The organism is Actinomycetota bacterium (assembly GCA_014360645.1).
Classification (GTDB): Bacteria; Actinomycetota; Geothermincolia; order Geothermincolales; family RBG-13-55-18; genus Solincola_B.
The window spans coordinates 126,673-152,524 of record JACIXD010000002.1; the positions used below are offsets into that span (position 1 = coordinate 126,673).

24 protein-coding genes are annotated in these 25,852 nt (G+C 66.3%); all 24 read right to left on the bottom strand.

The genetic code is table 11. The features are described 5' to 3' along the window. Positions 1-120: 120 nt before the first annotated feature. A complete protein-coding gene (locus H5T74_02055) occupies positions 121-1,008 on the bottom strand; it encodes a phosphatidate cytidylyltransferase (protein MBC7229160.1) in 888 nt (295 codons plus the stop codon). Next, positions 1,009-1,566 (bottom strand): ribosome recycling factor, encoded by a 558-nt coding sequence (gene frr / locus H5T74_02060; GenBank protein MBC7229161.1) that lies wholly within the window; start codon positions 1,564-1,566, stop codon positions 1,009-1,011. It lies immediately after the preceding gene. Continuing rightward, complete coding sequence (locus tag H5T74_02065) at positions 1,560-2,318, bottom strand: UMP kinase (GenBank protein ID MBC7229162.1); 759 nt, start codon at positions 2,316-2,318, stop codon at positions 1,560-1,562. Before H5T74_02065 ends, frr begins: the two co-directional genes overlap by 7 nt. A 104-nt stretch (positions 2,319-2,422) precedes the next feature. Continuing rightward, the gene (gene tsf, locus H5T74_02070; protein ID MBC7229163.1) at positions 2,423-3,025 is read right to left on the bottom strand and encodes a translation elongation factor Ts; all 603 of its coding nucleotides are present in this window, start codon (positions 3,023-3,025) and stop codon (positions 2,423-2,425) included. Between the two features lie 153 nt (positions 3,026-3,178). After that, positions 3,179-3,976 carry a 30S ribosomal protein S2 gene (gene rpsB, locus H5T74_02075; GenBank protein ID MBC7229164.1) on the bottom strand — a complete coding sequence of 266 codons (798 nt, stop codon included), beginning with the start codon at positions 3,974-3,976 and terminating at the stop codon, positions 3,179-3,181. A 428-nt stretch (positions 3,977-4,404) separates the two neighbouring features. Next, entirely contained in the window at positions 4,405-5,235 is an 831-nt protein-coding gene (gene whiG, locus H5T74_02080; GenBank protein MBC7229165.1) for an RNA polymerase sigma factor WhiG, read from the bottom strand. Between the two features lie 34 nt (positions 5,236-5,269). Beyond that, on the bottom strand, positions 5,270-6,172 hold the full coding sequence (locus H5T74_02085; protein ID MBC7229166.1) for a tyrosine recombinase XerC: 903 nt from the start codon (positions 6,170-6,172) through the stop codon (positions 5,270-5,272). 579 nt (positions 6,173-6,751) lie between these two features. After that, positions 6,752-7,837: a DNA-protecting protein DprA gene (gene dprA, locus H5T74_02090; GenBank protein MBC7229167.1), complete on the bottom strand. Its 1,086-nt coding sequence runs from the start codon at positions 7,835-7,837 to the stop codon at positions 6,752-6,754. Between the two features lie 158 nt (positions 7,838-7,995). After that, the gene (locus H5T74_02095) at positions 7,996-9,552 is read right to left on the bottom strand and encodes a YifB family Mg chelatase-like AAA ATPase (GenBank protein ID MBC7229168.1); all 1,557 of its coding nucleotides are present in this window, start codon (positions 9,550-9,552) and stop codon (positions 7,996-7,998) included. Between the two features lie 325 nt (positions 9,553-9,877). After that, entirely contained in the window at positions 9,878-10,447 is a 570-nt protein-coding gene (locus H5T74_02100; GenBank protein MBC7229169.1) for a hypothetical protein, read from the bottom strand. Positions 10,448-10,511: 64 nt separating this feature from the next. Further along, on the bottom strand, positions 10,512-10,883 hold the full coding sequence (locus H5T74_02105) for a YraN family protein (protein MBC7229170.1): 372 nt from the start codon (positions 10,881-10,883) through the stop codon (positions 10,512-10,514). Positions 10,884-10,891: 8 nt separating this feature from the next. Next, positions 10,892-11,524, bottom strand: a complete 633-nt coding sequence (locus H5T74_02110; GenBank protein MBC7229171.1) for a ribonuclease HII — start codon at positions 11,522-11,524, stop codon at positions 10,892-10,894. A gap of 13 nt (positions 11,525-11,537) precedes the next feature. Continuing rightward, positions 11,538-12,185 carry a signal peptidase I gene (gene lepB, locus H5T74_02115; protein MBC7229172.1) on the bottom strand — a complete coding sequence of 216 codons (648 nt, stop codon included), beginning with the start codon at positions 12,183-12,185 and terminating at the stop codon, positions 11,538-11,540. 65 nt (positions 12,186-12,250) lie between these two features. Continuing rightward, positions 12,251-12,598, bottom strand: a complete 348-nt coding sequence (gene rplS / locus H5T74_02120) for a 50S ribosomal protein L19 (protein MBC7229173.1) — start codon at positions 12,596-12,598, stop codon at positions 12,251-12,253. A gap of 155 nt (positions 12,599-12,753) precedes the next feature. Then, positions 12,754-13,485 (bottom strand): tRNA (guanosine(37)-N1)-methyltransferase TrmD, encoded by a 732-nt coding sequence (trmD, locus tag H5T74_02125; protein MBC7229174.1) that lies wholly within the window; start codon positions 13,483-13,485, stop codon positions 12,754-12,756. Between the two features lie 27 nt (positions 13,486-13,512). After that, positions 13,513-14,037, bottom strand: coding sequence for a 16S rRNA processing protein RimM (rimM, locus tag H5T74_02130; GenBank protein ID MBC7229175.1), 525 nt, complete (start codon positions 14,035-14,037; stop codon positions 13,513-13,515). Between the two features lie 5 nt (positions 14,038-14,042). Further along, complete coding sequence (locus tag H5T74_02135; GenBank protein MBC7229176.1) at positions 14,043-14,273, bottom strand: KH domain-containing protein; 231 nt, start codon at positions 14,271-14,273, stop codon at positions 14,043-14,045. A gap of 25 nt (positions 14,274-14,298) precedes the next feature. Beyond that, the gene (gene rpsP / locus H5T74_02140) at positions 14,299-14,568 is read right to left on the bottom strand and encodes a 30S ribosomal protein S16 (GenBank protein ID MBC7229177.1); all 270 of its coding nucleotides are present in this window, start codon (positions 14,566-14,568) and stop codon (positions 14,299-14,301) included. A 47-nt stretch (positions 14,569-14,615) separates the two neighbouring features. Continuing rightward, on the bottom strand, positions 14,616-15,944 hold the full coding sequence (gene ffh / locus H5T74_02145; protein ID MBC7229178.1) for a signal recognition particle protein: 1,329 nt from the start codon (positions 15,942-15,944) through the stop codon (positions 14,616-14,618). Between the two features lie 223 nt (positions 15,945-16,167). Then, on the bottom strand, positions 16,168-18,072 hold the full coding sequence (locus H5T74_02150) for a PAS domain S-box protein (GenBank protein ID MBC7229179.1): 1,905 nt from the start codon (positions 18,070-18,072) through the stop codon (positions 16,168-16,170). A 504-nt stretch (positions 18,073-18,576) separates the two neighbouring features. Then, on the bottom strand, positions 18,577-19,887 hold the full coding sequence (gene ftsY, locus H5T74_02155; protein ID MBC7229180.1) for a signal recognition particle-docking protein FtsY: 1,311 nt from the start codon (positions 19,885-19,887) through the stop codon (positions 18,577-18,579). A 450-nt stretch (positions 19,888-20,337) separates the two neighbouring features. Then, entirely contained in the window at positions 20,338-23,886 is a 3,549-nt protein-coding gene (smc, locus tag H5T74_02160) for a chromosome segregation protein SMC (protein MBC7229181.1), read from the bottom strand. A gap of 344 nt (positions 23,887-24,230) precedes the next feature. Beyond that, a complete protein-coding gene (locus H5T74_02165) occupies positions 24,231-25,079 on the bottom strand; it encodes a DegV family protein (protein MBC7229182.1) in 849 nt (282 codons plus the stop codon). A gap of 34 nt (positions 25,080-25,113) precedes the next feature. Further along, positions 25,114-25,839 (bottom strand): ribonuclease III, encoded by a 726-nt coding sequence (rnc, locus tag H5T74_02170; GenBank protein MBC7229183.1) that lies wholly within the window; start codon positions 25,837-25,839, stop codon positions 25,114-25,116. Positions 25,840-25,852 lie beyond the last annotated feature (13 nt).

The window sequence follows — 25,852 nt, forward strand, 5'->3', positions numbered from 1 at the left end:
GGGGCATACGGGGCATATGTGTGCCTGTCGTTGACCTGGCAGTCTATGCCATATCGCGCGCATTCCGTTTTCCATATCCTTCCGCTGCCGGCCGGCGCGTCGCGGTCCCCCCGGGGCCGGCTACAGCTTGAGGACGAGGTAACGCAGCAGGTAGTAGGAGACCACGGCGGTGAAGAACATGGAGTCGAAACGGTCCATGATGCCGCCGTGGCCGGGGATGAGGGAGCTCATGTCCTTGATGCCCAGCTCCCTCTTCACCAGCGACTCGGAGAGGTCTCCCAGGGGGCCGAACACGCACACCACCCCCGCCAGGGACATGGCCACCCCCAGGCTGAGCCAGTCGCGGTTCAAGGTGAGGTAGAGCACGTAGGCGGCGACGAAGGAGGCCAGGGTTCCCGCCGCCGTCCCTTCCCAGCTTTTCCCAGGGCTGATGCGCGGCACCATCTTGTGGCGGCCGAAAGCCGACCCCGCGAAGTAGGCGATGGAGTCGTATATCCATACCATCACGATCACCGCGAAGGGCGCCGTCCAGGGCACGTCGTCGAATCCCAACATGAGCACGAAGTGGGCCAGGCACAGTCCCACCAGGGCCACCCCCAGAAGGGAGACGGCGATATCTACGGTGGGGGAATCGGAGCCCCCGCGCGCGATGCACCACGCGAAGAGCAGCGGCAGGTAGCAAGCCATGGCCACCACCAGGGGAGTGAGGTCCTGGCTCTCACGGAGAAAATAGGCGATGATCGGGAAGGCGCATCCGGCGGCGACGGAGAGGAGAGCGGCAGGACGGTAGCGGTGGCGGGAAAAGGTGGAATAGAGCTCCCAGAGGCCGCCCAGGACGATGAGGGATATCCCCGCCGTGAAGGGGATCTCGCCCCACCACAGCAGGATGACCACCACCAGGACCAACACCACCGCGCTCACCACGCGCGCCGCCAGCCCGCGGAAACGCGCCGCCAGCGGAGCCTTGCCGCCGCCGCCCGCCCCCGCTCCCGCCGCGCCGCCCGCCACTCAGACCTCCATGAGTTCCTTTTCCTTGACCTTGAGCATCTCGTCGATCTCGGCCACATAGCGGTCGGTGAGCTTCTGCGCCTCCTCCTGTCCCCGGCGCAGGTCGTCCTTGGTGATCTCCCCCTCCTTCTCGAAGGAGCGCAGGTCCTCGATGGCGTCGCGACGCACGTTGCGCACCGCCACCCTGCCCTCCTCGGCCTTGGCGCGCACCAGGCGCGTGAGCTCCTTGCGCCGCTCCTCGTTGAGCTTGGGTATGGGAAGACGGACGACGTTGCCGTCGTTGACCGGGTTGAGACCCAGGTCCGACTGCAGGATGGCCTTCTCCACCTCCGGGATCACGCTCTTGTCGTAGGGAGAGATGACCAGCAGGGTGGGCTCGGGCACCCCTATGGAGGCTATCTGGTTGAGGGGGGTGGGCGTGCCGTAGTAGTTCACGCTCACCCGGTTGAGCAGCGAGGCGCTGGCCCTCCCGGTGCGGATGGAGGCGAACTCGTCCTTCACGTGTTCCACGGCCTTCTTCATGCGGCGTTCCGCGTCCTGCAACACCTCGTCTAACACTGTTTCTCCCCCTTGTCCTTCTCGTCGGCAACGATGGTCCCGATCCTCTCGCCGCAAAGAACGCGGGTGATGTTGCCCGGCACGGTCATGTTGAACACGATGATGGGGAGGCGGTTGTCCATGCACAGCGACACCGCCGTGGCGTCCATGACCCTGAGCCCTTGCTGCAGCACCTCGATGTAATCCAGGGAGGCGTACATCACCGCCTCCGGGTTGAGCATGGGGTCCGAATCGTAGACCCCGTTGACCATGGTGGCCTTGAGGATGGCCTCGGCGCCTATCTCCAGGGCGCGCAGGGCGGCGGTGGTGTCGGTGGTGAAATAGGGGTTTCCCGTGCCGGCGGCGAAGATGACCACCCTTCCCTTCTCCAGATGGCGGATGGCCCTGCGCCTGATGTAGGGCTCGGCCACCGCCTGCATCTCGATGGCCGACTGCACGCGGGTGAAGACGCCCCGCTTCTCCAGGGCGTCCTGCAGGACCAGGGAGTTCATCACCGTGGCCAGCATGCCCACGTAGTCGGCCGCCGCGCGGTCCATGCCCCTGGCGCTCGCGGCCATGCCCCGGAAGATGTTGCCGCCCCCCACCACCACGGCTATCTGCACCCCCAGGCGGTTCACCTCCGCCAGCTCGTCGGCGATGACCCCCACCGTCTCGGGATCTATGCCGTATTCCAGGCGGCCCATGAAGGCCTCGCCGCTGAGCTTGATGAGCGCCCGCCTGTAAAGGGGCGTGGGTCTCTCTCCCTCGGCCAAGGCTGTCCTTTCCCCTTACGCGGTTCTTCGGAGACGGTCCCGTCCGACGTCCCGATAAGTTTTCTATTCCCTCCGACCGGATACCTTCCCCTCCGCCCGCCGTCCTATTCGGACGTCTCGCCGACCTGGAAGCGGACGAAGCGCCTTACCACGATGTTCTCGCCCGTCGCGGCGATGGTACGCTGCACCAGCTCCCGGATGGTGATCTCCGGGTCCTTCACGAAGGGCTGCTCCAGCAGGCACACCTCCTCGTAATATTTCTTGAGGCGTCCCTCCACGATCTTGTCCACCACCTTCTCCGGCTTTCCCTCCTTGAGGGCCCGGCTGCGGTTTATCTCCCTCTCCTGATCCAGCAGCTCCTCGGGAACGTCCTCCGGGGACACGTAGAGGGGGTTGGCCGCCGCTATGTGCATGGCGATGTCGTGCACCATGGCCCGGAAAGTCTCGTTGCGCGCCACGAAATCGGTCTCGCAGTTCACCTCGAGCAGCACGCCGATGCGGTTGTTAAGGTGGATGTAGGCGTCCACGATCCCGTCCGCCGCGCTGCGCCCGGCCTTCTTCTGGGCGCCCGCCAGGCCTTTCTCGCGCAGGATGCGCACCGCCTTCTCCATATCCCCCCCGGCCTCCTGGAGCGCCTGTTTGCAGTCCATTATCCCGGCCCCGGTGGACTCCCTCAGTTCCTTTACCTGCGCTGCGTTTATATCCATCTCTCCTCCTCTTGGTTAAGTCTCGGTCGGCTCCGCGCCTCACTCCCCCGCCCCGGCCTCCGCGGCTTCCTCTCCGGTCCGGTCGGAGGCGGCCACCGAAACGGGCTCGCGCGGCCTCTCTTCCTCTTCCCTGCGGCGCGCCCGCTCCGCGCCTCACTCCCCCGCCCCGGCCTCCGCGGCTTCCTCTCCGGTCCGGTCGGAGGCGGCCACCGAAACGGGCTCGCGCGGCCTCTCTTCCTCTTCCCTGCGGCGCGCCTGCAGGGCATCCCGGATCTGGTATCCCTCCAGAACGGCGTTGGCGATAACCCTGCTGATGAGGTTGGCCGCCCGGATGGCGTCATCGTTGCCTGGTATGACGTAATCCACCAGGTCGGGGTCACAGTTGGTATCCACCACCGCGATCACCGGTATCTCCAGCTTGCGCGCCTCCATGAGCGCTATGTTCTCCTTGCGCGGGTCGATGATGAAGACCGCGCCCGGAAGGCTCTCCATGTTGCGCAGCCCCTCCAGGTTGCGGCGCAGCTTGGCCAGCTGGTGCCTCACCTGCGTGGCCTGCTTCTTGGGCATGGCCTCGATCTCCCCCGAGGACTCCAGCTCCTCCAGCTCCTTGAGCTTCTCGATCCTGCGCCTGATGGTCACCCAGTTGGTGAGGGTGCCGCCCAGCCAGCGGTTGGTGACGTAGGGCATTCCGCAGCGGATGGCGTTCTCCCGTATGGCCTCCTGTGCCTGCTTTTTGGTGCCGATGAAGAGTAGGGTGCCGCCCCTACCCACCATCTCGCGGATGAAAATGTAGGCCTCCTCGATGAGGGCAAGCGTCTGCTGCAGGTCGATGATGTAGATTCCGTTACGCTCGGTGAAGATGTACTTCTTCATCTTGGGGTTCCAGCGACGGGTCTGGTGACCGAAGTGGAACCCCGCCTCCAGCAGGTGTTTCATGGATACTACGGTCATTTTTCCTCCCGGTTTTTCCTCCGCCCGCATCCACCCCCTCGACGTCCCCTCGGGGCACCCGTCAAGGGGTCCGCGGGCGTGCGTGATGACGGCCAAAAAAAATCCCGCCTGCGGCGGGCCTCGCGGCGCCTCTCATCCAGGTCGCGATAAGCGAATCTCCAGGCCCACCTCCTCCGCTGTCGTTTTAGGCGCCAAAGAGAAAGTTAACATAAAGCGCCCGGTCGGGCAACTCGGCGGGGGACGCCACGGCCCTCGCGCGGCATTCTCCGCCGCCAGCCATCTTGAATGGAGTCGGAGACGATGCGAGCGATTGCGCGCCGCTCTCCCGGCCGGCGTTTTCTTCCGCTCGCCCACGCGGACATGCAGCCCGCGATCCTCTGGAGATCACGCCGCGGCCCTCGAGCGTTACTTGCGGTCGCGCCCGTGCCTCACAGTTCCAGCGCGCCCCTGGCGCTGGTCAGGCGGCCCTTTAGGCGCAGGATGGCCTTGGTGTGCATCTGGCACACCCTCGACTCCGTCACCCCAAGCACCTCGCCGATCTCGCGCAGGGTCAGACCCTCGTAGTAGTAGAGGGAGATGACTATCTTCTCCCGCTCCGGGAGCCGGTTGATGGCCTCGGCGAGGATCCGCTTCATCTCCTCGATCTCGTAGGTCTGGGATGGGTCCTTGACGCGCGAGTCCTCCAGGGTGTCCACCAGGCTCACCTTGTCGCCCTTGTCGCCGCCGATGCTCCACAGCTCGTCCAGGGCCACTAGGGAGATGAAGCTCATCTGCTGCAGGAGCTGGTTGAGCTCGTCCACCGACATCCCCATGTGTTGGGCCACCTCCTCGTCGGTGGGCAGGCGCTTGAGCTCGTTTTCCAGCACCATGTAGGCCTTCTCCAGCTCGCGGGCCTTGAAGCGTATGGAGCGCGGCACCCAGTCGATGGAGCGCAGCTCGTCGATGATGGCCCCCTTGATGCGGGAGATAGCGTAGGTCTCGAACTTGATACCGCGCCCGGGGTCGTACTTCTCGATGGCGTCTATGAGCCCGAAGATGCCGTAGCTGACCAGGTCGGCGTACTCGATGTTGGGGGGAAGCCCCGAGGAGACCCTCCCCGCGACGTATTTGACCAGGGGCGCATAGTTGAGGATGAGCTTCTCGCGGGCTTCCTGCGAGCCCTCTTCCTTGAATTGCTTCCAGATATCGCTTACATCCTCTATTCCGTCCAACCTGGCTCCTCTTTTGTAAAAGTCTGCCGTGTTCAACATTCTCCCCATCTCGGTAATCAGATGCTGGGCCTTTGCAGTAGCATCACGCGCGAGGGTGGGTCCGGAAAAAGACCTCTTTCAGCTGACCTTTATCAAGATGAGTATAAATCTGGGTGGTTGATAAATCAACATGGCCCAGCAGCTCCTGAACCGTCCTCAGGTCCGCCCCACCCTGCAGCATGTGGGTGGCAAAGGAGTGTCGGAGGGTATGCGGACTGACCCTCCTGCCCCCCTCCAGCTCCCGGAAGAAACGCTCCACCACCCGGCGCACACCCCGGTCGCTCAGCCTGCCCCCGCGTAGGTTGAGGAACAGAGCTCGCTCGGCGGCGCCGTCGGGAGAGTTGGCGGCCAGCGCCGGCCTCTCCTTCTCCAGGTACCTCCCCACCAGCTGTAGCGCTGCGTCATGCACGGGGATGACGCGCTCCTTGCGACCCTTACCGAGAACTCTCACCTCCCCTCTCCTCATATCCAGGTCTTCCAGGTCAAGACCCGACAGTTCCCCCACTCGCATACCGGTCGCGTAAAGCAGTTCTATGACCGCCATATCCCTCAACGAGGTGCGGTAGACATGCAATGCATGTTTCTCCTCCGCACCCTCTATCTCCTCCAGCCGCAACGCGCGCGGAAGCCTGCGTTCCCGCCTGGGAGGGGAAAGGGCCAGGGAAGGATCGGCCCGGAGATAGCCCCTGAGGGTGAGAAACCGGAAGAACCCCTTGACGGAAGAAGCGCGCCGCGCCACCGTGGAGCGCGCGTAACCCCTGGTCTGCAGGTTGGCGAGGTAGCGGCGGAGGAGACGGTGGTCCACCTCCGCCGGCTCTTCCGCACCCGCTCGCCGGCAGAACTCCTCGAAGACCCGCAGGTCCTCGCGGTACGCCCGCAACGTCTCGGGCGAGAGGTTGCGTTCCGCCTCGAGAAAGCGCAGGTATTCCTCCACCAGAGAGTCCATCTTCCCCCTCGAGCGCAAGCCTTTCTGTTGAAACCTTATATGATTTTATACTATACGATATTATTGTCAATAGTTGAATTTATTGTTGATGATTTTAATTATTGTTATAAAAATGCACCGGCACTTTTCTCGGCGACGACGGCGCCGCCTTCTTCGGGGATACGGCCGACATCCCGCAACCCGCATCCCCCTCTCTCTCCGGAGTCCACGGCCGCGGCGACGGCGGGTTTTACGGAGAGATGCGGAAAGCCCCCCGGCCATGCCGGAGGGCATATTGGCCGGAGGGTGGTGGCGGAGCCGGCGGAGAGGTGACGTGCGACCCGACCCGTATTCCCGGCGAGCTCAACCCTCGGAGGGGATTTCACGGCTGTCCGCGCCCGCGGGAGCTCGGTCGACGATGTTCGCGCGAGCGCTCAAATCCCGCCGAAGGAGGGCCGGAAACCGCCGCGGCGATCTTCCGACTTACCTACGCTTCATCATGGAGACCGGAGGAGAAACCCCGCCGCCCGCCCCGTGGCGGCCGCGTAAGGTTCCGCTGTCCTTGCGTGCGGCACCCCGACATCCGATCGAGCGGCTCACTCACAGCAGGGGAAGAGCGCGGTATCTGCCCCCGGCCTCCTCCGCCACCAGACCCCGCAGGACCAGGGACGACAGCCGCGCGAGCAGCTCTCCCGCCGGCCTGCCGGTCTTCGCCGCCAGCCAGTCCAGGCCGCACGGCCCACCCCGCAACAGCTCGAGGCAGGCCGCCTCCTCCGCGGTGAGCGCCTCCCTCTCCTCCGCCTCTCCCCCCGGCGCGGCCGTTCCCTCACGCCGCGCGAGGTCCAGGCCCTTCGCGACCTCCCAGGGCAGCTCCTCGCAGATATCGGCGACCTCCATGACCAGCTTCGCCCCCTTCTGGATCAGGCCGTTGGTCCCGAGAGAGAGGGGGTTGCCGATGGGCCCGGGCACGGCCATGACCTCCCTACCCTCCTCCAGCGCGATCTCCGCAGTGATTAGGGCGCCGCTCTTCCGTGAAGCCTCCACCACCACCACGGCATGGCTCAGACCGGCTATTATGCGGTTACGGCAGGGGAAATGCCACGGGAGCGGTTCCGTGCCGGGGGGAAACTCGCTTATTATGCATCCCCGCTCCGCTATCTCCCGCAGCAGCGAGGCGTGCCCCGGAGGATAGACGCGGTCCACCCCGCATCCCAGCACGGCCACCGTATGCCCTCCGGCCTTAAGGCATCCCTGGTGGGCCTTTCCATCCACCCCGTATGCCGCTCCCGATACCACGGTGATGCCCAGGCGCGCCAGTTCCTCCCCCAGGGTACGCGCGACGAAGCTGCCGTAGCTCGACGCCTTTCGCGAGCCCACCACCGCCACGCACGGCCGCTCCCGCGGCGGCATCTCTCCCCGCACGAAGAGCACGGCCGGGGGGTCGTAGATGGCGGCGAGCAGGCGCGGGTACGAGGGGTCGCCGGGCACAAGGACCTTGATCCCCGCGCGGGCAAGCTCCTCCAGGACCTCCCCGGGGCGAACCGACGCGCACCTTTCCGCCCAGGCCTCCGATCTCGCCCCTCCCACAAGGGCGACCGCACGCCCACCGCCGTGGGCCAGCACCTCCCACAGCTCTTTTGCGCCTCCCGCGAGCGCCATGAGCTTTGAAAGAGAGAGCACGCTCATGCCGGGAAGGCATGCCAGCGCCGCCCTATATGCCGCTTCCAACCCGCACCTCCCCATAGGAACAAATCTGCGAGAGCTTGTTGAGCATCACGTATCGCATCTCCCCCTTCGGCGCAGCGGGGCGCTTGTCCCGTGCGCTACGGTACCCGATGGCGATCTTATATGCCGCTTCCAACCCGCACCTCCCCGGCCATGAACGAGCCCCAGAGCCTCTCCAGGGTCCGGTACTGCACCGCCTCGGCGAGGTCCGAGACCCCGACGCGGTCGCGTCCCGCAAGGTCGGCGATGGTCCTCGCCACCCTGAGGCACCGGTCGAAACCGCGCGCCGTGAGCCCCAGGCGCTCGCAGGCCGTGAACATGAAGCGCTTTTCCTCCTCGCCGAGTCGGCATGCGGCCCGCAGGGCGGCCAGCCCTACGCTCGCGTTGGTGAGGCCCTTCCCGCCCCAGCGCTCCCTCTGCCTCTCGCGCGCCCTGATGACCCTCTCCCTCACCGCCTCCGACCTCTCGCCGGCGGGAAGTTCCACCAGCTCCCTGGGGCCAAGCCGAGGTACTTCCACCTGGAGGTCGATGCGGTCCAGCAGGGGGCCCGACACGCGCCCGTAGTAGCTCCTCACCCGGGAGGGCGCGCACGAACAGGCGCGCCTCGAGTCTCCCAGGTACCCGCAGGGACAGGGGTTCATGCCCGCCACCAGGAGGAAGCGCGCTGGGAAGCTGGTGCAGACCAGCGAGCGCGAGATGCTCACCTTTCCCGATTCCATGGGCTGTCGCAAGACCTCCAGCGCGTCGCGCTTGAACTCCGGCAGCTCGTCCAGGAAGAGGACACCGTGGTGGCTGAGGGTGATCTCGCCCGGGCGGGGGAAGTTCTTGCCCCCGCCCACCAGGCCTACGTGGGATATGGAGTGGTGTGGGGAGCGGAAGGGCGGCCGCGTGGAGAGCGGCCGCTCCGGGTCCAGTATGCCCGCCACGCTGTGGATGCTCGCGACCTCCAGCACCTCCTCTCCCTCCAGGGGCGGCATGATGCCGGGAAGCCTCTCGGCCAGCATAGACTTCCCGGACCCCGGGGGGCCGACCAGGAGGAGGTTGTGAAAGCCGGCCGCCGCTATCTCCAGGGCCCGTTTGGCGTGGGTCTGCCCCTTGACCTCGGAGAGGCAGGGAGGCTCTTCCTCTCGGACCTCTTCCTGGACCGGCTGCTTCTCGGGGGCGCCTTCGCCCTGCAGGTAATCCAGGGCCTGACGCAGGCTCTCCACCCCCGTGACCCTGATGCCCCCGATGCGCGCCGCCTCGCGCAGGTTCTGCGCCGGGAGGATTATCTCCTCACGCCCCTGCCTCCTGGCCCAGAGGGCCATGGCCAGGGCACCCCTCACCCCGCGTACCTTCCCGTCCAAGGCCAGCTCTCCCACCACCAGCCTTCCCTTTAGGGCGGAGGGATCCAGGGCGCCGGATACGGAGAGGATGGCGAGGGCGATGGGAAGATCGAGATTGGAGCCCTCCTTGCGCAGGTGGGCGGGGGCGAGGTTCACGGTGATGAGCTGGCGGCAGAAGAGCAGCTCCGAGTTGGCCACCGCCGCCTTGATGCGGCGGTAGGATTCCCTCACCGCCGCGTCGGGCAGCCCCACCATGTAGATGCCGGGGAGGCTTCCCGAGGTGTTGACCTCCACCTCCACCTGTACCACCTCCATCCCGAGGATGGAGCAGCTCTCGACCCTCGCGTACATCGCAACACCTCCTATATAAGTTGAGCATATTTTACAACTGGGGTATGACAAATATATTTACAGACATAAAAGCTTCCCGCTCGGGGAAGATCCGGGGGTGCCCGTTGCCTTCCGCACCGGCCGCGGCCGTCTTTCGACGCGGCCACGGCGGTCAAGGGGTGGAGATCGGAGACCCGGTCCGGGAATCTGGTAATATATTACAGATTCCTATCGAGATGAGGGTAAGGCAAGCCCATGTTCGCGGTTATCGAATGAACGGCGGCTCCCGTCGCCCGCCTCCCGCCTGTGGACTCGGTGAAAGGACAGGCTCGGTGTCCGGGGTCCCTCATGGGCTGGCGGTCTCCGTCGCCCTCCGCCCCGCCAGCCACGAGAACAGGCATCCCAGGAAGAGGAGGGCGGGGACGGCCCACCATGTCCTCGCCATGACGCCCCAACCCCCCGAGATGTAACCCCGGCGGGAGAGATACCAGAGAGCGGGAGGCAGGGTCGTCCCCAGGGCCAGCGCGTTGGTGACCAGGGATACCAGCACTCCCCTCACGCCCGCACGCCGCGCTATCTTCACGTCGGGATAATACAGGGCCGCGAGCAGCGACAGGCCCAGCACCGCCAGGGCGGCCAACGCCACCGCCGTGTTGTCGTAGCTGACCCATATGGCCACCATCACGAAGATGAAGAACAACCCCAGCGCGAGGATGCCGTAGATCACCTTGTGCAGCAGGGACATGAGCGTCAGCCTCAGGAAGGAAGGGGGGCGCTGCACCCGCACCCTGCGGATCTGCTCCTCCAGCTCGAAGGCCTCCGTATCATCGGGGACGGCGTCGAGGTCCCGCTCGCAGTTGAAACAGTATTCGTCGCTGTCCAGGTTGTTCCTGCCGCACCAGGGACAGGGCTTCATACGCCTCCTCCCTCGCCGTACCCAGACGCCCTCGACGGAGGAAACCATGCGTTGTGACTGTGCCTCACGGCTCCCCCACCTCGAAGGCGTCTTGCACGTGCACTATTCTCCAACCGCCTCCCGTTTTTAGCAAGGCGATCACGTCGAATCGGCATTCCCTGCCTCCCTCGCCCCTCTCCGCCAGGTAAAAGGCGGCCGCGCGGGCCATGCGTCTCCTCCTCCGCTCGTCCACCGCCCCCAGCGCCTCCTCCACGTCCCCACCGCGGCGCGTCTTCACCTCGCAGAAGACCAGCACCTCCCCCCTGGCCGCGATCACGTCCAGCTCGCCGAAGGGGCAGCGGTAATTGCGCTCCATGATACGGTAGCCGCGGCGCCTCAGGAAAGCGGCCGCCGCCTCCTCTCCCGCCGCTCCCAGCTCGTGGATCCCCGACCCCATCCCCGCCTTCACTCCCGGGGGATCAATTCCATCTGCGCCACCCGCCGGAAGCTGCCGCGGTGGCACGCCGCCGGGCCGTGCTCCGCGATGGCCTCCAGGTGCAGGGCGGTGCCGTAGCCCTTGTGCCGCTCGAAACCGTACTGCGGGCAGCACACCCACCAGTGCCACATGAGATGGTCTCGTATCACCTTGGCCAGGATGGAGGCGGCGGCCACGCAGCGGCAGCTGCGATCCGCGTGCACCACGCTCCACTGCGGGAGGTTCAGGCCGTCCACGCGGTAGTAGTCCACCACCGCCAGGTCGGGGGGAGGCGAAAGCCCCGCCAGGGCTTCCCGCAACGCCGCGATGTTGCTCTCCTGCAGCCCCCTCCCGTCGATCTCGGCCGCGGACACGCAGGCGAAGGACCAGCTCTCGGCGCTTTCCAGGATGCGCGCGAAGAGCTCCTGCCTCCGTCCCGGAGACAGGCGCTTGGAATCGTCCAGCCCCCTCAATCCCCCCAGCTCTGCCCCCTGCGGCAGGATCACCGCCGCGGCGACAAGCGGTCCCGCCAGGGCTCCCCTGCCGGCCTCGTCCGCGCCGGCCACGCGCCGGTAGCCCATGCGGTGTGCCCATGTCTCGGCGGCAAGCCCTTCGGGGTTCAAGACCCCCACCCGCCTAGAGGGATGACCAGCGGCTGGGAGGCCACCATGTGGCCACCGCCCTCCCGATTATCGCCCGCAGGGGGACGAAGCCCCAGCGCCGGCTGTCATTGGAGTTGGGGCGGTTGTCCCCCATGACCATCACGCACCCCTCGGGAACCTCCCACCTGCCGTTGGCGTTGTCGCGCACATACTCGTAATGCGCCTCGTAGGGCTCGCCGTTCACGAAGAGCTCGCCGTCGCGCAGCTCCACGGTGTCGCCCCCCACCCCCACCACGCGCTTGATAAAGGGCAGGGATTCTTGGTGGGTGATGTTGAGCACCTCGGCCAGCAGGTCCAGGGAGCGGGAGAGGCCGTTGCTCCCCTGGGTCCAGTTCGCGGTATCGTTGGGGTCGAAGCGGAAGACGATGATCTCGCCCCGGCGCGGCTCGCGAAAATGATAGGTGATCCTGTCCACGAGCACCCTGTCGCCCTCCCGCAGCGTGGGCTCCATGGAGGGGGAAGGGATGAGGAAGGGCTTGGTAACAAACGCCTGCAGGTAGATGGCGATGACCAGCGCGATGATGAAGAGCACCGCGAACTCCAGGACCACGCCTATCCAGTGTGCGCGGTCGTGCGGGTCGTTCGCGGAGCTCAGGTCCGAGGGTTCTCCAGGGACAGGCACATGCTCCCGGTCTCCCGGTGGTGTGGTCGGTCCGTCGTCGGTGTCAGGGGTCATGGGGAACCCGCTCAGGTCCTGCGCTTCTCCTTGATCCTGGCCGCCTTTCCGACCCGGTCGCGCAGGTAGTAGAGCTTCGCCCTCCTCACCCTCCCCTGGGTCACCACCTCTATCTTGGAGATGATGGGGGAGTGTACGGGGAAGGTGCGCTCCACGCCCACCCCGAACGAGACCTTGCGCACGGTGAAGGTCTCGCGCAGGCCTCCGCCCTTGCGCGCTATCACCACGCCCTGGAAGACCTGGATGCGCTCGCGGTTGCCCTCCACCACCCTGACGTGGACCTTTACCGTGTCTCCGGGCCGGAAGTCCGGTATGTCATCCCGCAGGTATTCGCTCTCCACCATGTCCGTCTTCTGCATCTTCCTTCCTCCTTTCCGCTATATTACAACCCAAGGCCGCCCCCGAGGGCAAGCCCCCGGGCGTGACGTCGAGGATCACGGCCCCGGCGCCGTCCCCGCCCCGGACCTCTCCCCGACCCGCTGCATCCGCGAGGGCGGCGACGCACCTCCCGCGCTCAACCCGGCTCCTCCACGCCGCCGCCACGATCCCCGCGCAGCAGGTCGGGGCGTACCCGTTCCGTGAAGGCGCGCGCGGCCTCCCGGCGCCACCTCTCCACCGCGGCATGGTCGCCGGAGAGCAGCACCTCCGGGACCTTCCAGCCCAGGTATTCAGCGGGGCGCGTGTACTGCGGGTATTCCAGCATGCCGCCGCTGAAGGACTCCTCCTCCAGGGAAGCACGGTTCCCCACCACCCCCGGCACGAGGCGCGCCACCGCGTCGATGACCACCAGGGCCGCGAACTCGCCCCCCGACAGCACGTAGTCCCCCACGGACAAGGCCGAGGTGCAGAGGTGCTCCAGCACCCGCTCGTCTATGCCCTCGTAGCGGCCGCAGATGAGGGCCAGGCGGGGCAGCGCCGCCAGCTCCGCCACCCGGCGCTGGGTCAGCCTCTCGCCCCGCGGCGTGAGCATCACCACCTCGACCTCCTCCCGCAGGCGCTCGATATCCTCCAGGCCGTAGCCGAGGGACGAGGTCACCGCCTCGAAGACCGGCTCCGGCTTCATGACCATGCCCGCCCCTCCCCCGAAGGGCGCGTCGTCCACCTGGCGGTGCTTTCCCTTCCCGTGTTCGCGGATATCGTGTACGCGCACCTCCAGGACCCCTCCCGCTATGGCCTTGCCCAACAGGCCCTCCCTCAGGGGGGAGTCGAAGATGGCCGGGAATATGGTGAACACGTCTATGCGCATCTCGCCCCTCCGGAAAGAAAGACCGCCTTACAGCTCCAGGAGGCCGGGGAGCGGCTCGATGACCATGGTCCCGGACACCTCGTCCACTTCCCTGACCACCGGGGCGATGGCGGGGATGAGGAACTCGCGTTCTCCCCGCACCACCAGCACGTCGTTGGCGCCCGTCTCCATGACCTCCACCACCTCGCCCAGCACCCTTCCCTCGCGGGTCCGTACTTCCAGCCCCAGGAGCTGATGTTCCCACATGGCGGAAGGGGGAGGCTCTCCGGTCTCATCCGGGGTGATGAACAGCTTCCTGCCGCAGAGCGCCCCCGCTCCCTGCCTGGTGTCGATACCCCGGAACCTCACCTTGAGTCCCTCGCGGTCCTTCTCCGCCTCCTCCAGCAGCAGCCGCTCGCCGCCCTCCCTCCCCTCCAGGATGAAGGAGTTGCCGGGGGTGAAACGCCGCGGGTTCTCGGAGAGCACTTCCACCCGCATCCAGCCCAGGACGCCGTGGGGCTTGAGCACCCTCCCCACCACCACCAGCGATACCCTGCGGGCGCGGGGAGCCATGGGGATCAGTCTATTATCTCGACGATGGCGTTGCGGCCTTCCCTGGTGGCCGAGGCTTTGATGAGGGTGCGCATGGCCTGGGCGATGCGGCCGTTCTTGCCTATGACCTTGCCCACGTCGTCGGGGTGTACGCGCAGCTGCAGGATGATGGACCTCTCTCCCTCCACCGTGGTGACCTCGACGCCGTCCGGGTTGTCCACCAGCGACCTGGCAAGATATTCCAACAGCTCCTTCACTTCGGCCCCCCTGCCCGTGTCCCTGTCAGCCTGCACTTCTCTCCTCCCGGAACCTCTGCCATATGCCCTTGGCCTCCAGGAGCTTGCGCACCTGGTCCGTGGGCTGCGCCCCGTCGCGCAGCCATTTGAGGACCTTCTCCTCGTCGAACTCGATCAGGGAGGGCTCCGTGCGGGGGTCGTAGCGACCCAGGACCTCTATGAACCTTCCGTCACGGGGACTGCGGGCGTCGGCGGCCACCACCCGGTAATAGGGCTTCTTCTTCCCGCCCATGCGTCTGAGCCTGATCTTCACCAAATCGCCGCTCTCCTTTCCTCCTTCTCTTCCCGCTCTGCGCGGATCCGCTACAACTGGAATGGAAACATCTGCCCCATGCGCCTGGGGGACATCTTTCCGAATTGCTTGATGAGTTTCTGCATCTGCTGGAACTGCTGCAGCAGCCGGTTGACGTCCTGGGTGCTGGTGCCGCTTCCCCTGGCGATGCGCTGCTTACGGCTGGCGCCGATGATCTGCGGCTTGCGCCGCTCCTCCGGGGTCATGGACTGGATGATGGCCTCCACGCGCTTGATCTGGGACTCGTCCACCTGCAGTCCCTTGAGCTTGGAGGAGGAGATGCCGGGGATCATGCCCAGGATTTGGTCGAGGGGCCCCATCTTCTTGAGCTGGTGCATCTGCTCCAGGAAGTCCTCCAGGGTGAACTGCTGCTTGCGCAGCTTGCGCTCCAGCTCCTGCGCTTTTTTCTCGTCGTAGGAGGCCTGGGCCTTCTCGATGAGGGTGAGCATGTCCCCCATGCCCAGGATGCGCGAGGCCATGCGCTCGGGGTAGAAGGGCTCGAGGTCGCCCATCTTCTCCCCCACGCTGGCGAACTTTATGGGCTTTCCGGTGACCGTCTTGATGGAGAGCGCCGCCCCTCCCCTGGCGTCGCCGTCCAGCTTGGTGAGGATGACGCCGTCCACCCCCACCGTCTCCACGAAGGCCTGGGCCACGTTGACCGCGTCCTGTCCGGTCATGGCATCCACCACCAGCAGGGTCTCGCTAGGCGGGTGCTTCTTCTTGATGCGCACCAGTTCCTGCATCATCTCGTCGTCGATGTGGAGGCGCCCGGCGGTGTCGATGATCACCGTGTCCAGCCCCTCCCTCTCCGCCTTCTTGAGTCCCGCCGCCACGATGTCCTCGGGCCGGGCGCCGCGGTCGGAATATACCTCTATCCCCACCTGTTCCCCGAGCTTCTCCAGCTGGTCGATGGCCGCGGGGCGGTAGATGTCCGCCGCCACCATCATGGGATGGCGTCCCTGGTTCTTGAGGTGCACCGCGAGCTTGGCGGTGGCGGTGGTCTTTCCCGAGCCCTGCAGGCCCACCAGCATCACGGAGGCGGGAAGGCGGTTTCCGAAATCGATGCGTACGTTGGAGCTCCCCAGGAGCTCGGTGAGTTCCTCGTTGACGATCTTTATCACCTGCTGAGCGGGGGTGAGGGAGCGCAGCACCTCCTGACCCACCGCCCTCTCCCGCACCCGGGCGATGAAATCCTTGACCACCTTGAAGTTCACGTCCGCCTCCAGGAGCGCGAGGCGTATCTCGCGCATCACCTCCTCCACCTGCTTCTCGGAAAGTCTGCCGTGGCCGCGCAGGCGTTTGAAGATGTCCTGGAGCCGGTCGCTCAGGTTGTCGAACATGGGTTCCCCGCCTCTTGTGCTTCCTCTCGATGCCTGTCGAGCCCTTCCGCTTCCCGGCCTCGCGGGCCCGGAGAGCGGCGGGCTCCCTCCTTCCGTCACTAAATAATTAAAGTTATCGGAAAGCCCAGGTGATGTCAAAGATTCCCGCAGCTCAAACGCGGCGCGTCGGTGGTCGCGGCGCCCTCCGCGAGGCCGGACCCCCCGCTCCGGAGCCCGCCCATGCTCATGCGAGGGGGACGGTGAAATAGAAGGAGCTGCCCTCCTCGGGCGCCGATTCCACCCACACCCGGCCCCCCCACGCCTCCACGGCGCGCTTCACCGTGGCGAGCCCTATCCCCAGGCCGCCGTGTATATGGTCGCAGCAGCGAGTGAAGGGCTGGAAGATGTTCTCATGTTCCTCCTCGGGAATGCCTATGCCGTTGTCTCCCACGCAGAACACCGCCAGGTCACCCCGGGCTTCGCAGGCCACCGTCAGGCGAGGCGTGCCGCTCGGAGCGCGGTACTTCAGGGCGTTCTCCACCAGGTTGGAGAACACCTGGTAGAGCCGCACGGGATCGGCCTTCACCGCGGGCAGCGGCCACCCTATCTCCACCTCCGCGCCTAGCTCCTCCATCTCCGACCCCCTCTCGAGGAGCACCTCCCGCAACACCTCTTCGGCACTCGCCACCGCCCCTTCCGCCTCCAACCCGCCCACCCTGGCGTAGGCCAGGAGGGAGCTCATGAAAGAGTCCATGCGCTTCACTCCCTCCATGACGTACCCCAGGCATTCCTCCACCTCCCCCACGTCGCCGCGGCGCGCCGCCCGCCGGGCTGCCTGGGCGAAACCGCTGATCAGGGAAAGGGAGCCTCGCAGGTCATGGGAAACGGTGTGGGCGAAGGCCTCCAGCTCCCGGTTCTTCTCCTCGAGCTCTCGCTGCACGCGCTCGCGCTCCGCGATCTCCTCCCGCAGCCTCTCGTTTGCGGTCATGATCTCCAGGGTGCGCGCTTCCACCAGCTCCTCGAGGTGCTCACGGTACCGCTTCAGCTCCTCCTCCGCCTCCCGCCTCGCGGTGATGTCCCGGAAGATCCCCCGGGTGCTGGCGGGGCGACCTCCCTCGAAGCGGCAGCTGCTCTTGCCCTCCAGGAACACCTCCCTCCCGTCCCTGGCCAGGAAGACCACCTCGGCGATCTCCACCTCCTCGCCGCTCAGAACGCGCTTGAACAGCTCGCGGCAGTGATCGCGGTAACGGGGGTGGATCACGTCGAAGAGGGTCAGTCTCTCCAGCTCCTCTTTCTCGTACCCCAGGGTCTCGCGCCAGATGCGGTTCACGTAAAGGAAACGACCCTCGGGGTCCACGCTCTGGATGAGCACTCCGGCGTTCTCGAAGAGGTCGCGGTAGCGTTCCTCGGACTCCCGCAACGTCGCCTCCCACTCCTTCCTCTGGGTGATGTCTATGCCGGTGGCGGCCATGTAGCGCGGTATCCCGTCCAGGCCTCCGATCACCATTCCGTTCATGAGCATGGGGAACACGCTCCCGTCCCTGCGGGCGTGCCAGACCTCCAGTGCGTCGTACCTTCCCTCCTCCCGCAGGCGCCGGTTGATCTCCTCCACCTCCCGTATCTGATCGCGGTTGTGGAAGATGGAGAGGTTCCTCCCCTGTACATCCTCCGGCCGGTAGCCGTGACAGAGAGCGAAGTACTGGTTGACGAAGATGAGGTCGCCATCCAAGTCCGCCACCGCGATGCCGAAATTGGCTTGCTCGCAGATGGCCTTGAGCATGCGCGCCTCTTCCTCGGCGGCGCGCATATCCGTCACGTCGACCATCACTCCCGCCAGCCCTCTCAACTCGCCGCCCTCCCGTAGAAGACGGCTGCTAGTGCGCACGTAGCGCACCTCTCCCGTCTTGTCCAGCACCCTGAATTCGTAAGGCTCCAGCCTGCCCTCAAGGGTGCGCTCCAGGCTGGACATGAGGCCGGGAAGGTCGTCGGGGTGGACGAAATCGGTGAAGTGCCTCCCCGATACCTCTTCCGCCGTGTAATGCGACAGGGACTCGATGGCGGGGCTGACGTATGAGAACACGCCGTTTTCGTCGAGCACGAACACGACGTCGTTGAGGTTCTCGAAGATGAGGAAGAAATATTCCGTCACGGGCCGGTTCTCCCCGCCTGCCCGAGCGGCCTCAGCCCGTGCTTCGCCTCCGCCGACTGCTCCGTGCTTGCGGCGGCGGTATCCCCCTCCGCTCCTGAAGTTGCGTCTCTCGTCCTTCAACGTCTCAAGGCTTCCGCTGAACGGGAAAGGAAGGCCGATACGCGCCAAGCGCGCTTGAGAACCTGCTTGAAGCCCCCTTCGCGGCCGCTTTTCCTCGCCCCTTCTCTCCGGGTCCCATCGCCCGGAGCCGTATTCGCGCCTTATTATAGCGTAACGGCGAGTAAATGGTTATCACCCGCACGGGTCATTCCCGCAAGGCCATACATGGATCCTCTACATATATGGCGCAGATATATTTTCCATAAAGGGCTGAGATACGGCGTCGGATCGCCCACGCACCGCACAAGCAGCGCGTACCCGCGGGGAAACGCGCCATTCCCCCATACCGAGGCGGGGAAGCTGGGCATTATCTCCTTGTTGCCCGAGCTTTGCGATCCCCTCGTCCTACGGCGTGGGGGAGAGAAGAGCCGAGGCGAACTCCCGGGGATCGAAGGCGTGCAGGTCCTCCAGTCCCTCGCCCACGCCGATGAACTTGATGGGGATGCCCAGCTCGTGCACGATGGCCACCACGATCCCCCCCTTGGCGGTGCCGTCGAGCTTGGTGAGCACCACACCCGTGACCTCCACCGCCTCTCCGAACTGACGCGCCTGGATGAGGCCGTTCTGTCCCGTGGTCGCGTCGATCACCAGCAGGGTCTCGGTGACCTCCGCGTTCCTCTCCGCCACTCGTTTTATCTTGCGGAGCTCCTCCATGAGGTTCACCTTGGTGTGGAGGCGTCCGGCCGTGTCCGCGATGACCACGTCCACGCCCCGCGCCCGCGCCGATTCCACCGCGTCGTGGATCACCGCGGCCGCGTCCGCCCCCTGGCGGTGCTTCACGGTGTGCACGCCCACCCGCTCGCCCCAGACCTCGAGTTGTTCGATGCCCGCAGCACGGAAGGTATCCCCGGCGGCGAGGATGACGCGCTTGTCCTCTCCGCGCAGGAGGTGGGCGAGTTTGGCGATGGTGGTGGTCTTGCCGGTGCCGTTCACCCCCACCACCATGATCACGCTGGGACCGCTCCGCGCAAAGCGCAGGCCGGCTTCGCCGACGTCCAGGGACTCCGCCAGCACCTCGCGGAAGAGGTCCAGGAAGGCGTCGGGGTCCCTGACTTTTTCCCTCGCCATGCGCTCTTTGACCCTGTCCACCATGGTCATGGTCATCTCCATGCCCACGTCCGCCCCCACCAGGATCTCCTCGACCTCCTCCCAGAAGGCGTCGTCGAAACGGCGCGCTGCCAGGGCCCTGGAAAGGGGGGCCATGAAGTTCATGCGCGACTTGCTGAGTCCCCTGCGCAGTCGCGGAAGCCACCCCTCCCGCTCCTCGCCCGCCTCCTCGCCTTCCCCGCGCCACGGCGCCTCCGCGGCTTCCTCGGTTCCGGGACGGGGGGGCTGCACGGAGGGCTCCTCTTCGCCGGGCTCCGTCGACGTCGGCACCGGGGTCTCTCGCTCCAGGCTCTCCGCGTCCTCGGCGGCTAGGGCGGCGTCCTCCGTTTCCCCGGCAGGGACCCCGCCCGGAGGAGCGCATGCCACGGCCTCCCCCTCGCCCTCCGCGACCTCGGGGAGCTCCCGAAGCTCCTCCATGGCCTGGAGCTTCTCCTTTTTCCTCCGCTCCTTCTCCGCCTTCCTCTCCGCCTTGAGGCGCTCCTTTTCCTCCCGCGCGTGCTCCTTTTTCTCCGCCTTCTCGCGCTTTTTCCGCTCCCGGTCCTCCGCCATGGTCACCGTCCCTTGCTCGGAGCGGCCCTTTCCACCGCTCCCCGTCCCGACTTCCTCACGTCCTATGGCCGCCCTTCCTGTTCCCGGTCCTCCGCCCGCGCTTCCACGGACTTCCACGGTTTCGGGATGTACTCGATGCCCCGTGGCCTCGCCCATCCCCGGGAAGAAGGCCGTTCCCCAGAAAGTGTGGGCCAAGCGCCCGGAACGGTCAAGCCGCCGCGGGGGCAGGCCAACACATGCTTGATTACCACATATTTACATGATGCCGCTAGTCCACCCCGTGAGGCGAGGCCTCCCGTAAGCACCTTCTCGCTCCGGCCGCGTACTCCCGCATGCCCTCTTCGGGAGCGCGTCACGCGTGCAGCAACAGGCCTGGCGGGAACCCGTTTACCGGCCGCACGACCGCCGGCTTGCGGCCGGGCATCCTTCTCGACTGCCGGCGCCGGGCGCTCAAGCCGTTCCCGCGCGGGCGAGGTGTTCCGCCTCGTCGAGGCGCTGGCTGACCACGCGCGACACGCCCGTCGCCTGCATGGACACGCCGTAGAGGACGTCCGCGATCTCCATGGTGCGCTTCTGGTGGGTGATCACGATGAGCTGCGAATCCCCCCTGAACTCCTTGAGCATGTCAAGAAAGCGGTGGAGGTTGACGTCGTCCAAGGCCGCCTCCACCTCATCCAGGAAGTAGAAGGGGCTGGGGCGCGTCTTGAAGAGGGCGAAGAGGAAGGCCAGTGAGATGAGGGCGGTCTCCCCTCCGGAGAGCAGCGAGAGCTTCTTCAGGCGCTTCCCGCGCGGCTGCGCCTCGATATCCACCCCGGTGTTGAGGAGATCGGTGGGATCGGAAAGGGTGAGCTCCGCCCTGCCCTGGGGAAAGAGCTTCTCGAAGAGCTCCTGGAAATGGCGGTTCACCTCGTCGAAGGTCTGGCGGAAGATGCGCATGATCTCGCGGTCGATGGCTCGTACCACCTTCTGCAGCGAGGCCTTGCTCTCGCGCAGGTCCTCCACCTGTTCCACCAGGAACTGGTAGCGCTCCTGCAGGGCGTGGTGTTCTTCCACCGCCATGAGGTTCACCTGACCCAAGGAATCCCTCCTCCGCTCCAGGTCCTCGCATTCCTCCCGCATCTCCGCAACCGGTCTCTCGGGAAGATAATCGGTGACCGCGGTCTCCAGGGGTATCTTGTACTCGTCCAGCAGCCGCTGCACCAGCATATCCACGCGCATCTTGAGCTGGGCCGCCACCAGGTCGCGGTTGTGCGAGCGCTCCCGCAGTTCCTCCTCTCGCGCCCCCAGCTCCGCGAGCCTCTCCCGCAACGTCTCCAGCTCGCGCTCCCTCGCCTCCAGCTCCTCTCTGCTTTGCGCCTCGCGCTCGCCGCAACGAGCGGCCATGCCGCCGTGGATGTCGCTCAGCGCGCGGGCGAGCTCCAGTATCCTCTCCTGCCTGCGCGCCAGTTCCGCCAGCTCCTCCCTCCCCGGCGGCGCGGGCGAGGCGAGCTCCGCTCCCAGCTCCTCCGTCCTCGCCTCCAGGTTGCTGCGGCGTTCCTGAAGGGAGGCCATGCCCGCCTTCATTTCCTGCAACGCCGCATCGCACCCGCGCTCCTTCTCGCGCAGGCGGCTCACCTCCTCCTCGCTCTCCCGGAGGCGGCGCGCCCCGTCCTCCTCCCCGCCCGCCAGCGCGGCGATGTCCTTCTCCAGCTCCCCGAGCTTCAGCTCCAGTCCCTCCGCCTCCTCCTCCAGGGAAGCGGCCCGTTCCAGGGAGCTCTCAGCCTCGGACCCCATCTCCTCCAGGCGCCCCGCCAGGATCCTCCTCTCCTGCTCCAGCTCGCGGCGCCTCGCCTGCACCTCACCCACCTCCGCGGCCAGGGATTCGGCCTCCTTCTCCAGGCTCGCCAGGGTGGACAGGGCGCTCTTGCGCCGCACCTCCAGGGAAACCGCCTCCTCGTCGCACAGCTCCAGCATTTCCTGCAGCTGCTCGATCTCCCGCCGACGGGCGATGACATGGAAGGGACTGCGCGGCCTGGCGCCTCCCTTCACGGCACGCCGCGGCGCCACCACGTCACCGTCCTGGGTCACGAAGGTGAGGGCGGGGTAGCCCTCGGCGGCGGCGGCCGCATCATCGAGGGTGGAGCACAGCACCACCTCTCCAAGCAGATGCTTGAGTGCGGGCGCGATCTCGGGATCCCCCTCCACCACCTCCAATGCCGGCACCCCTCCCGCGATGCGGGCCAGGTTCCCCAGGTCCGCGTCCTCCGCACGCGCGAGTTCCGAGAGGGGCAGGAAGACGCAGTAACCGTCCTCGTTCCTCTTCAGCATGCGGATAGCCTGGAGGGCGGAATGCAGGTCGCGCGTGACCACGCTGAACAGCCACGGCCCCAGGAAGGATTCCAGGGCCCTCTCCCACCTCTCCTCGATCCTGATGTGGTGAAGGAGCATGCCCACGACCCCGGGCATGTTCCCCGCCTCGTCCAGCACCCTGGACGCCGAGGCCGCGTAATCTATACGCGAGGAGAAGACCTCCTGCAGGGCGCGCAGCCTGGCGACCACCAGGGCTTCCTCCTGGAAGGAACGCCTCTGCATGCGCCCCACGGATTCCACCTCTTCGCGGAACCTGGCGATGTTCCCCCGTACCTCTTGCATGGCGGCGGACAGCTCCTCCCGCCGCGCCGCCAGTCTCTCCGCCTCGCATGCTCTCTCGCTCTCCTCCTCGCGCAGTCTCGCAAGCTCGGCCTCCAGCTCCTCGCATCTTGCCCTGAGCCTCGCCGCCTCTCCCCTCAGCGACTCTACCTTGTCCCTCAGCCTGGAGGCCTCGCCCTCCAGGCGCCTCTTCCTCTCCCGCGCTTCCTCCAGGGCACGCCGACACGCGTCCCTCTCCTGGCGCGCCTTACCCAGCGCGGCAGCGATCCGTGCGCGCTCCCCGCCCAGACGCTCCCGCTCCTCGCGCAGCCTCGCCAGCTCTTCCTCCGCCCGCTTCCGCTCCTCCTCCAGTTCCGCCACCCGGCGGACCGTCTCCTCACGCCGAGAGACCCATCCCTCGCGGTAGGAGGCGTCGCCGCTGAGGGCGGCGTAGAGCTTCAGCCTCTCCTCCCCCAGGCTCTCGCATGCCCGCAGCCTCTCCCCCAGCGAGACCAGCCGCATCTCGCGGTCCCTGGTGGCGTCCAGCTCCGCGCGCAGCCTCCTTATCTCCGCCTCTATCTCCCCCGTCCTGCGGCGCGCCTCGCCGGCCGACGAGGCGACCTCCTCGAGGTCGCGCGCCAGCTTCTCTTCCTCCTCGCGGCGGTTCTCCCACTGCCCCTTCAGTTCCTGGAGCTCGGCCACCAGGATACGGATGGAGAGGTCCCGGATGCGCGCGGACAGCTCCTGATATTCCCGTGCCTGTCTGGCCTGCCTCTCCAGGGGCTTCAACTGCTTGTTCACCTCGGACATGATGTCCCTGATGCGCACCAGGTTGCGCTCCACTCCCTCTATCTTGCGCAAGGCCTTCTCCTTGCGGCGCCGGTGCTTGCGCAGCCCCGCCGCCTCCTCGATGAAATGGCGTCGGTCCTCGGGCTGGCTGCGCAGGATGCTCTCGAGCCGGTTCTGCCCGATCACCGCGGTGAGCTCCCTTCCCACCCCCAGGTCAGAGAGGAGTTCCTGGATGTCCGTGAGCCGGCAGGGGGCCTTGTTCAGAAGGTATTCGCTCTCCCCCGTGCGATAGATGCGCCGCGTCAGCACCACCTCGGGAAAATCGATGGGCAGGTCACGGTCGCGGTTGTCCAGCGAGAGCGACACCTCGGCCATGCTCATGGGCTGTCTGGTGGCGCTCCCCGCGAAGATCACGTCCTCCATCTTCGAGCCCCGCAGGTTGCGCGGGCTCTGCTCGCCCAGCACCCACAGTACCGCGTCGGCGACGTTGCTCTTCCCGCTGCCGTTAGGCCCCACGATCACGGATATGCCGGGCTCGAACTCCAGGGTCACCTTTTCCGCGAAGGACTTGAACCCGCGCGCGCTCAGCGTCTTCAAGTACATCTCTTTCCCTGCTCTCCTGTCATCCGCCATCCATCAAGTTCATGGACATTTCCAGTTATATTTCTTCCTCGCCCGGCCCTTCACCTTCCCCACCGACCATTCCATTCCCCTTACCTCCCGACGTCAAACCGTAAGCGGGCGATCACGTCAAACCCTCTTCCGCAACCGACCGCCTCACCCCCCTTTCGACATCGACCGCCGGCCGCCTCCTCCCCCGCACACACCTCCTCTCCAAGGCCTCCTCGCCGCCCTCCGCGCGGCCTGCCGTCCTCGACCCCGGCAGCAAAAAGGGGCCCCGAGGGGCCCCGCATACCGCCCGGCGTCATCCCCGCCGGTCAGCGCCGCTATTCCACGGGAAAGAAGCCCACTCCCACGGTGCCGGGACCCACATGGGACCCTATCACCGGCCCGGTCTCGTTCACCGCGATGGCCTCGGGGTCGCAATCCAGGGCCTGCTTCACCTTGGAACGCAACTCCTCGAGGCGGTCTCTGTCCCTTACGTAGGTCAGCCCCACCTGTACCCTGCGCCCCCCGGCCTTCTCCGCCGCCAGCTCCACCAGACGGTCGAGGGCCTTGCCGCTTCCGCGCACCTTGTCCAGGGCGTCGATGGTGCCGTCGATGTAGAGGATGGGCTTGATGCGCAGCATGGAGCCCATGAGCGCCTGCGCTCCCCCTATCCTCCCCCCGCGGTGCAGGTATTCCAGGGTGTCCACGCAGAACATGAGGTTGCTCCGGGAGATCATGCGCTGCGCCAGCGACTTCAGCTCCTCCATGTCCCCGCCCGCGTCCCTGGCCTTCACCAGCTCCTGCACGAACATCATGAGCTGGATGCCGGTGAAGCGGGAGTCGATGACCTCGATGGGATAATCTCCCATTTCGGCCGCGGCGGAGCGGGCTGACTCGCAGGTGCCGCTGATGCCCGCACTGATGTGGATGCTTATCAACCTGTCGTACCGTTCTGCCATCTCGCGGTAGGCCTCCAGGAACTCTCCCGCGGAAGGCTGCGAGGTGGTGGGGAAGGTCCCGGGCTGCTGCAGGCGCCGGTAGAACTCGTCGTTGTCGATGTCCACCCCCTCGCGGTAGGAGACCTCGTCCATGATCACCTTGAGCGGGACCACCTTGATGTCGTGCTCCGCTGCGTAATCCCGGTCGAGGTAAGCGGTCGAATCCGTCACCAAGCCGATTCCAGCCATCTCGTACCCCCTTTTCCGTCTCGCGCCGGCGCCGTCAGCAGGCCCCCAGCCTGCGCAGGGCCTCCCGCGCCGCCTCCTGTTCCGCCTCTTTCTTCGAGCTGCCGCTGCCCCGCCCCAGCCGTTTTTCCCCCGCGAACACGGTGGCGTGGAAGACCTTGCGGTGGTCGGGACCTTCCTCCCGCAGGCGGTAACGGGGCAGTATCCCCTTCTCCTTCACCAGATATTCCTGCAGCTGCGACTTGTAATCGTAATCCAGCCTTCCCGAGACCGCCTCCTCCAGCTTGTCCCCGAAGATGCGCAGGCACACCCTTTCCGCCTCTTTCAGGCCCCGGTCCAGGTACACCGCCCCGATGAGGGCCTCAAGGGCGTCGGCGATGATGGAGGACTTGTCCCCACCTCCGTCCGCCCGCTCGTCCCGGCTGAGGTAGAGATGCTCACCCAGACCCATTTTCCTCGCCGCATCCGCCAGGGAGTTCATGTTCACCAGGTAGGAGCGGATGCGCGTGAGGTCCCCCTCGTCGAGCTCCGGGTGGTTGCGGTAGAGGTATTCGGACAACACCACGTCGAGCACCGCGTCCCCCAGGAACTCCAGCCTCTCGTAGGTGTGGCCGGGGGGGAGCGCGTTCTCGTGTGCATAGGAGCGGTGGGTAAGGGCCCTCCTGAGCAGCTCTCGGTCCCTGAAGGTCACCCCCACGAGCTCCTCTACCGGTTCCCTCGCCCGCTCGGGCTCCCCTCTCCTTCTCCCGCGCCTCAGGAACATCTCTTGCCTTGCC

Coding starts and splice junctions, on each gene's coding strand:
- H5T74_02085 (MBC7229166.1), bottom strand. CDS start 6,172: ATGGACTCTCTGGTGGAGGAATACCTGCGCTTTCTCGAGGCGGAACGC.
- dprA (MBC7229167.1), bottom strand. CDS start 7,837: ATGAGCGTGCTCTCTCTTTCAAAGCTCATGGCGCTCGCGGGAGGCGCA.
- rnc (MBC7229183.1), bottom strand. CDS start 25,839: ATGTTCCTGAGGCGCGGGAGAAGGAGAGGGGAGCCCGAGCGGGCGAGG.
- H5T74_02095 (MBC7229168.1), bottom strand. CDS start 9,552: ATGTACGCGAGGGTCGAGAGCTGCTCCATCCTCGGGATGGAGGTGGTA.
- trmD (MBC7229174.1), bottom strand. CDS start 13,485: ATGCGCATAGACGTGTTCACCATATTCCCGGCCATCTTCGACTCCCCC.
- H5T74_02100 (MBC7229169.1), bottom strand. CDS start 10,447: ATGAAGCCCTGTCCCTGGTGCGGCAGGAACAACCTGGACAGCGACGAA.
- H5T74_02165 (MBC7229182.1), bottom strand. CDS start 25,079: ATGGCTGGAATCGGCTTGGTGACGGATTCGACCGCTTACCTCGACCGG.
- H5T74_02105 (MBC7229170.1), bottom strand. CDS start 10,883: ATGGGGTCGGGGATCCACGAGCTGGGAGCGGCGGGAGAGGAGGCGGCG.
- tsf (MBC7229163.1), bottom strand. CDS start 3,025: ATGGATATAAACGCAGCGCAGGTAAAGGAACTGAGGGAGTCCACCGGG.
- rimM (MBC7229175.1), bottom strand. CDS start 14,037: ATGGCTCCCCGCGCCCGCAGGGTATCGCTGGTGGTGGTGGGGAGGGTG.
- smc (MBC7229181.1), bottom strand. CDS start 23,886: ATGTACTTGAAGACGCTGAGCGCGCGCGGGTTCAAGTCCTTCGCGGAA.
- whiG (MBC7229165.1), bottom strand. CDS start 5,235: ATGGGGAGAATGTTGAACACGGCAGACTTTTACAAAAGAGGAGCCAGG.
- rpsB (MBC7229164.1), bottom strand. CDS start 3,976: ATGACCGTAGTATCCATGAAACACCTGCTGGAGGCGGGGTTCCACTTC.
- rplS (MBC7229173.1), bottom strand. CDS start 12,598: ATGCAGAAGACGGACATGGTGGAGAGCGAATACCTGCGGGATGACATA.
- ftsY (MBC7229180.1), bottom strand. CDS start 19,887: ATGGCGGAGGACCGGGAGCGGAAAAAGCGCGAGAAGGCGGAGAAAAAG.
- ffh (MBC7229178.1), bottom strand. CDS start 15,944: ATGTTCGACAACCTGAGCGACCGGCTCCAGGACATCTTCAAACGCCTG.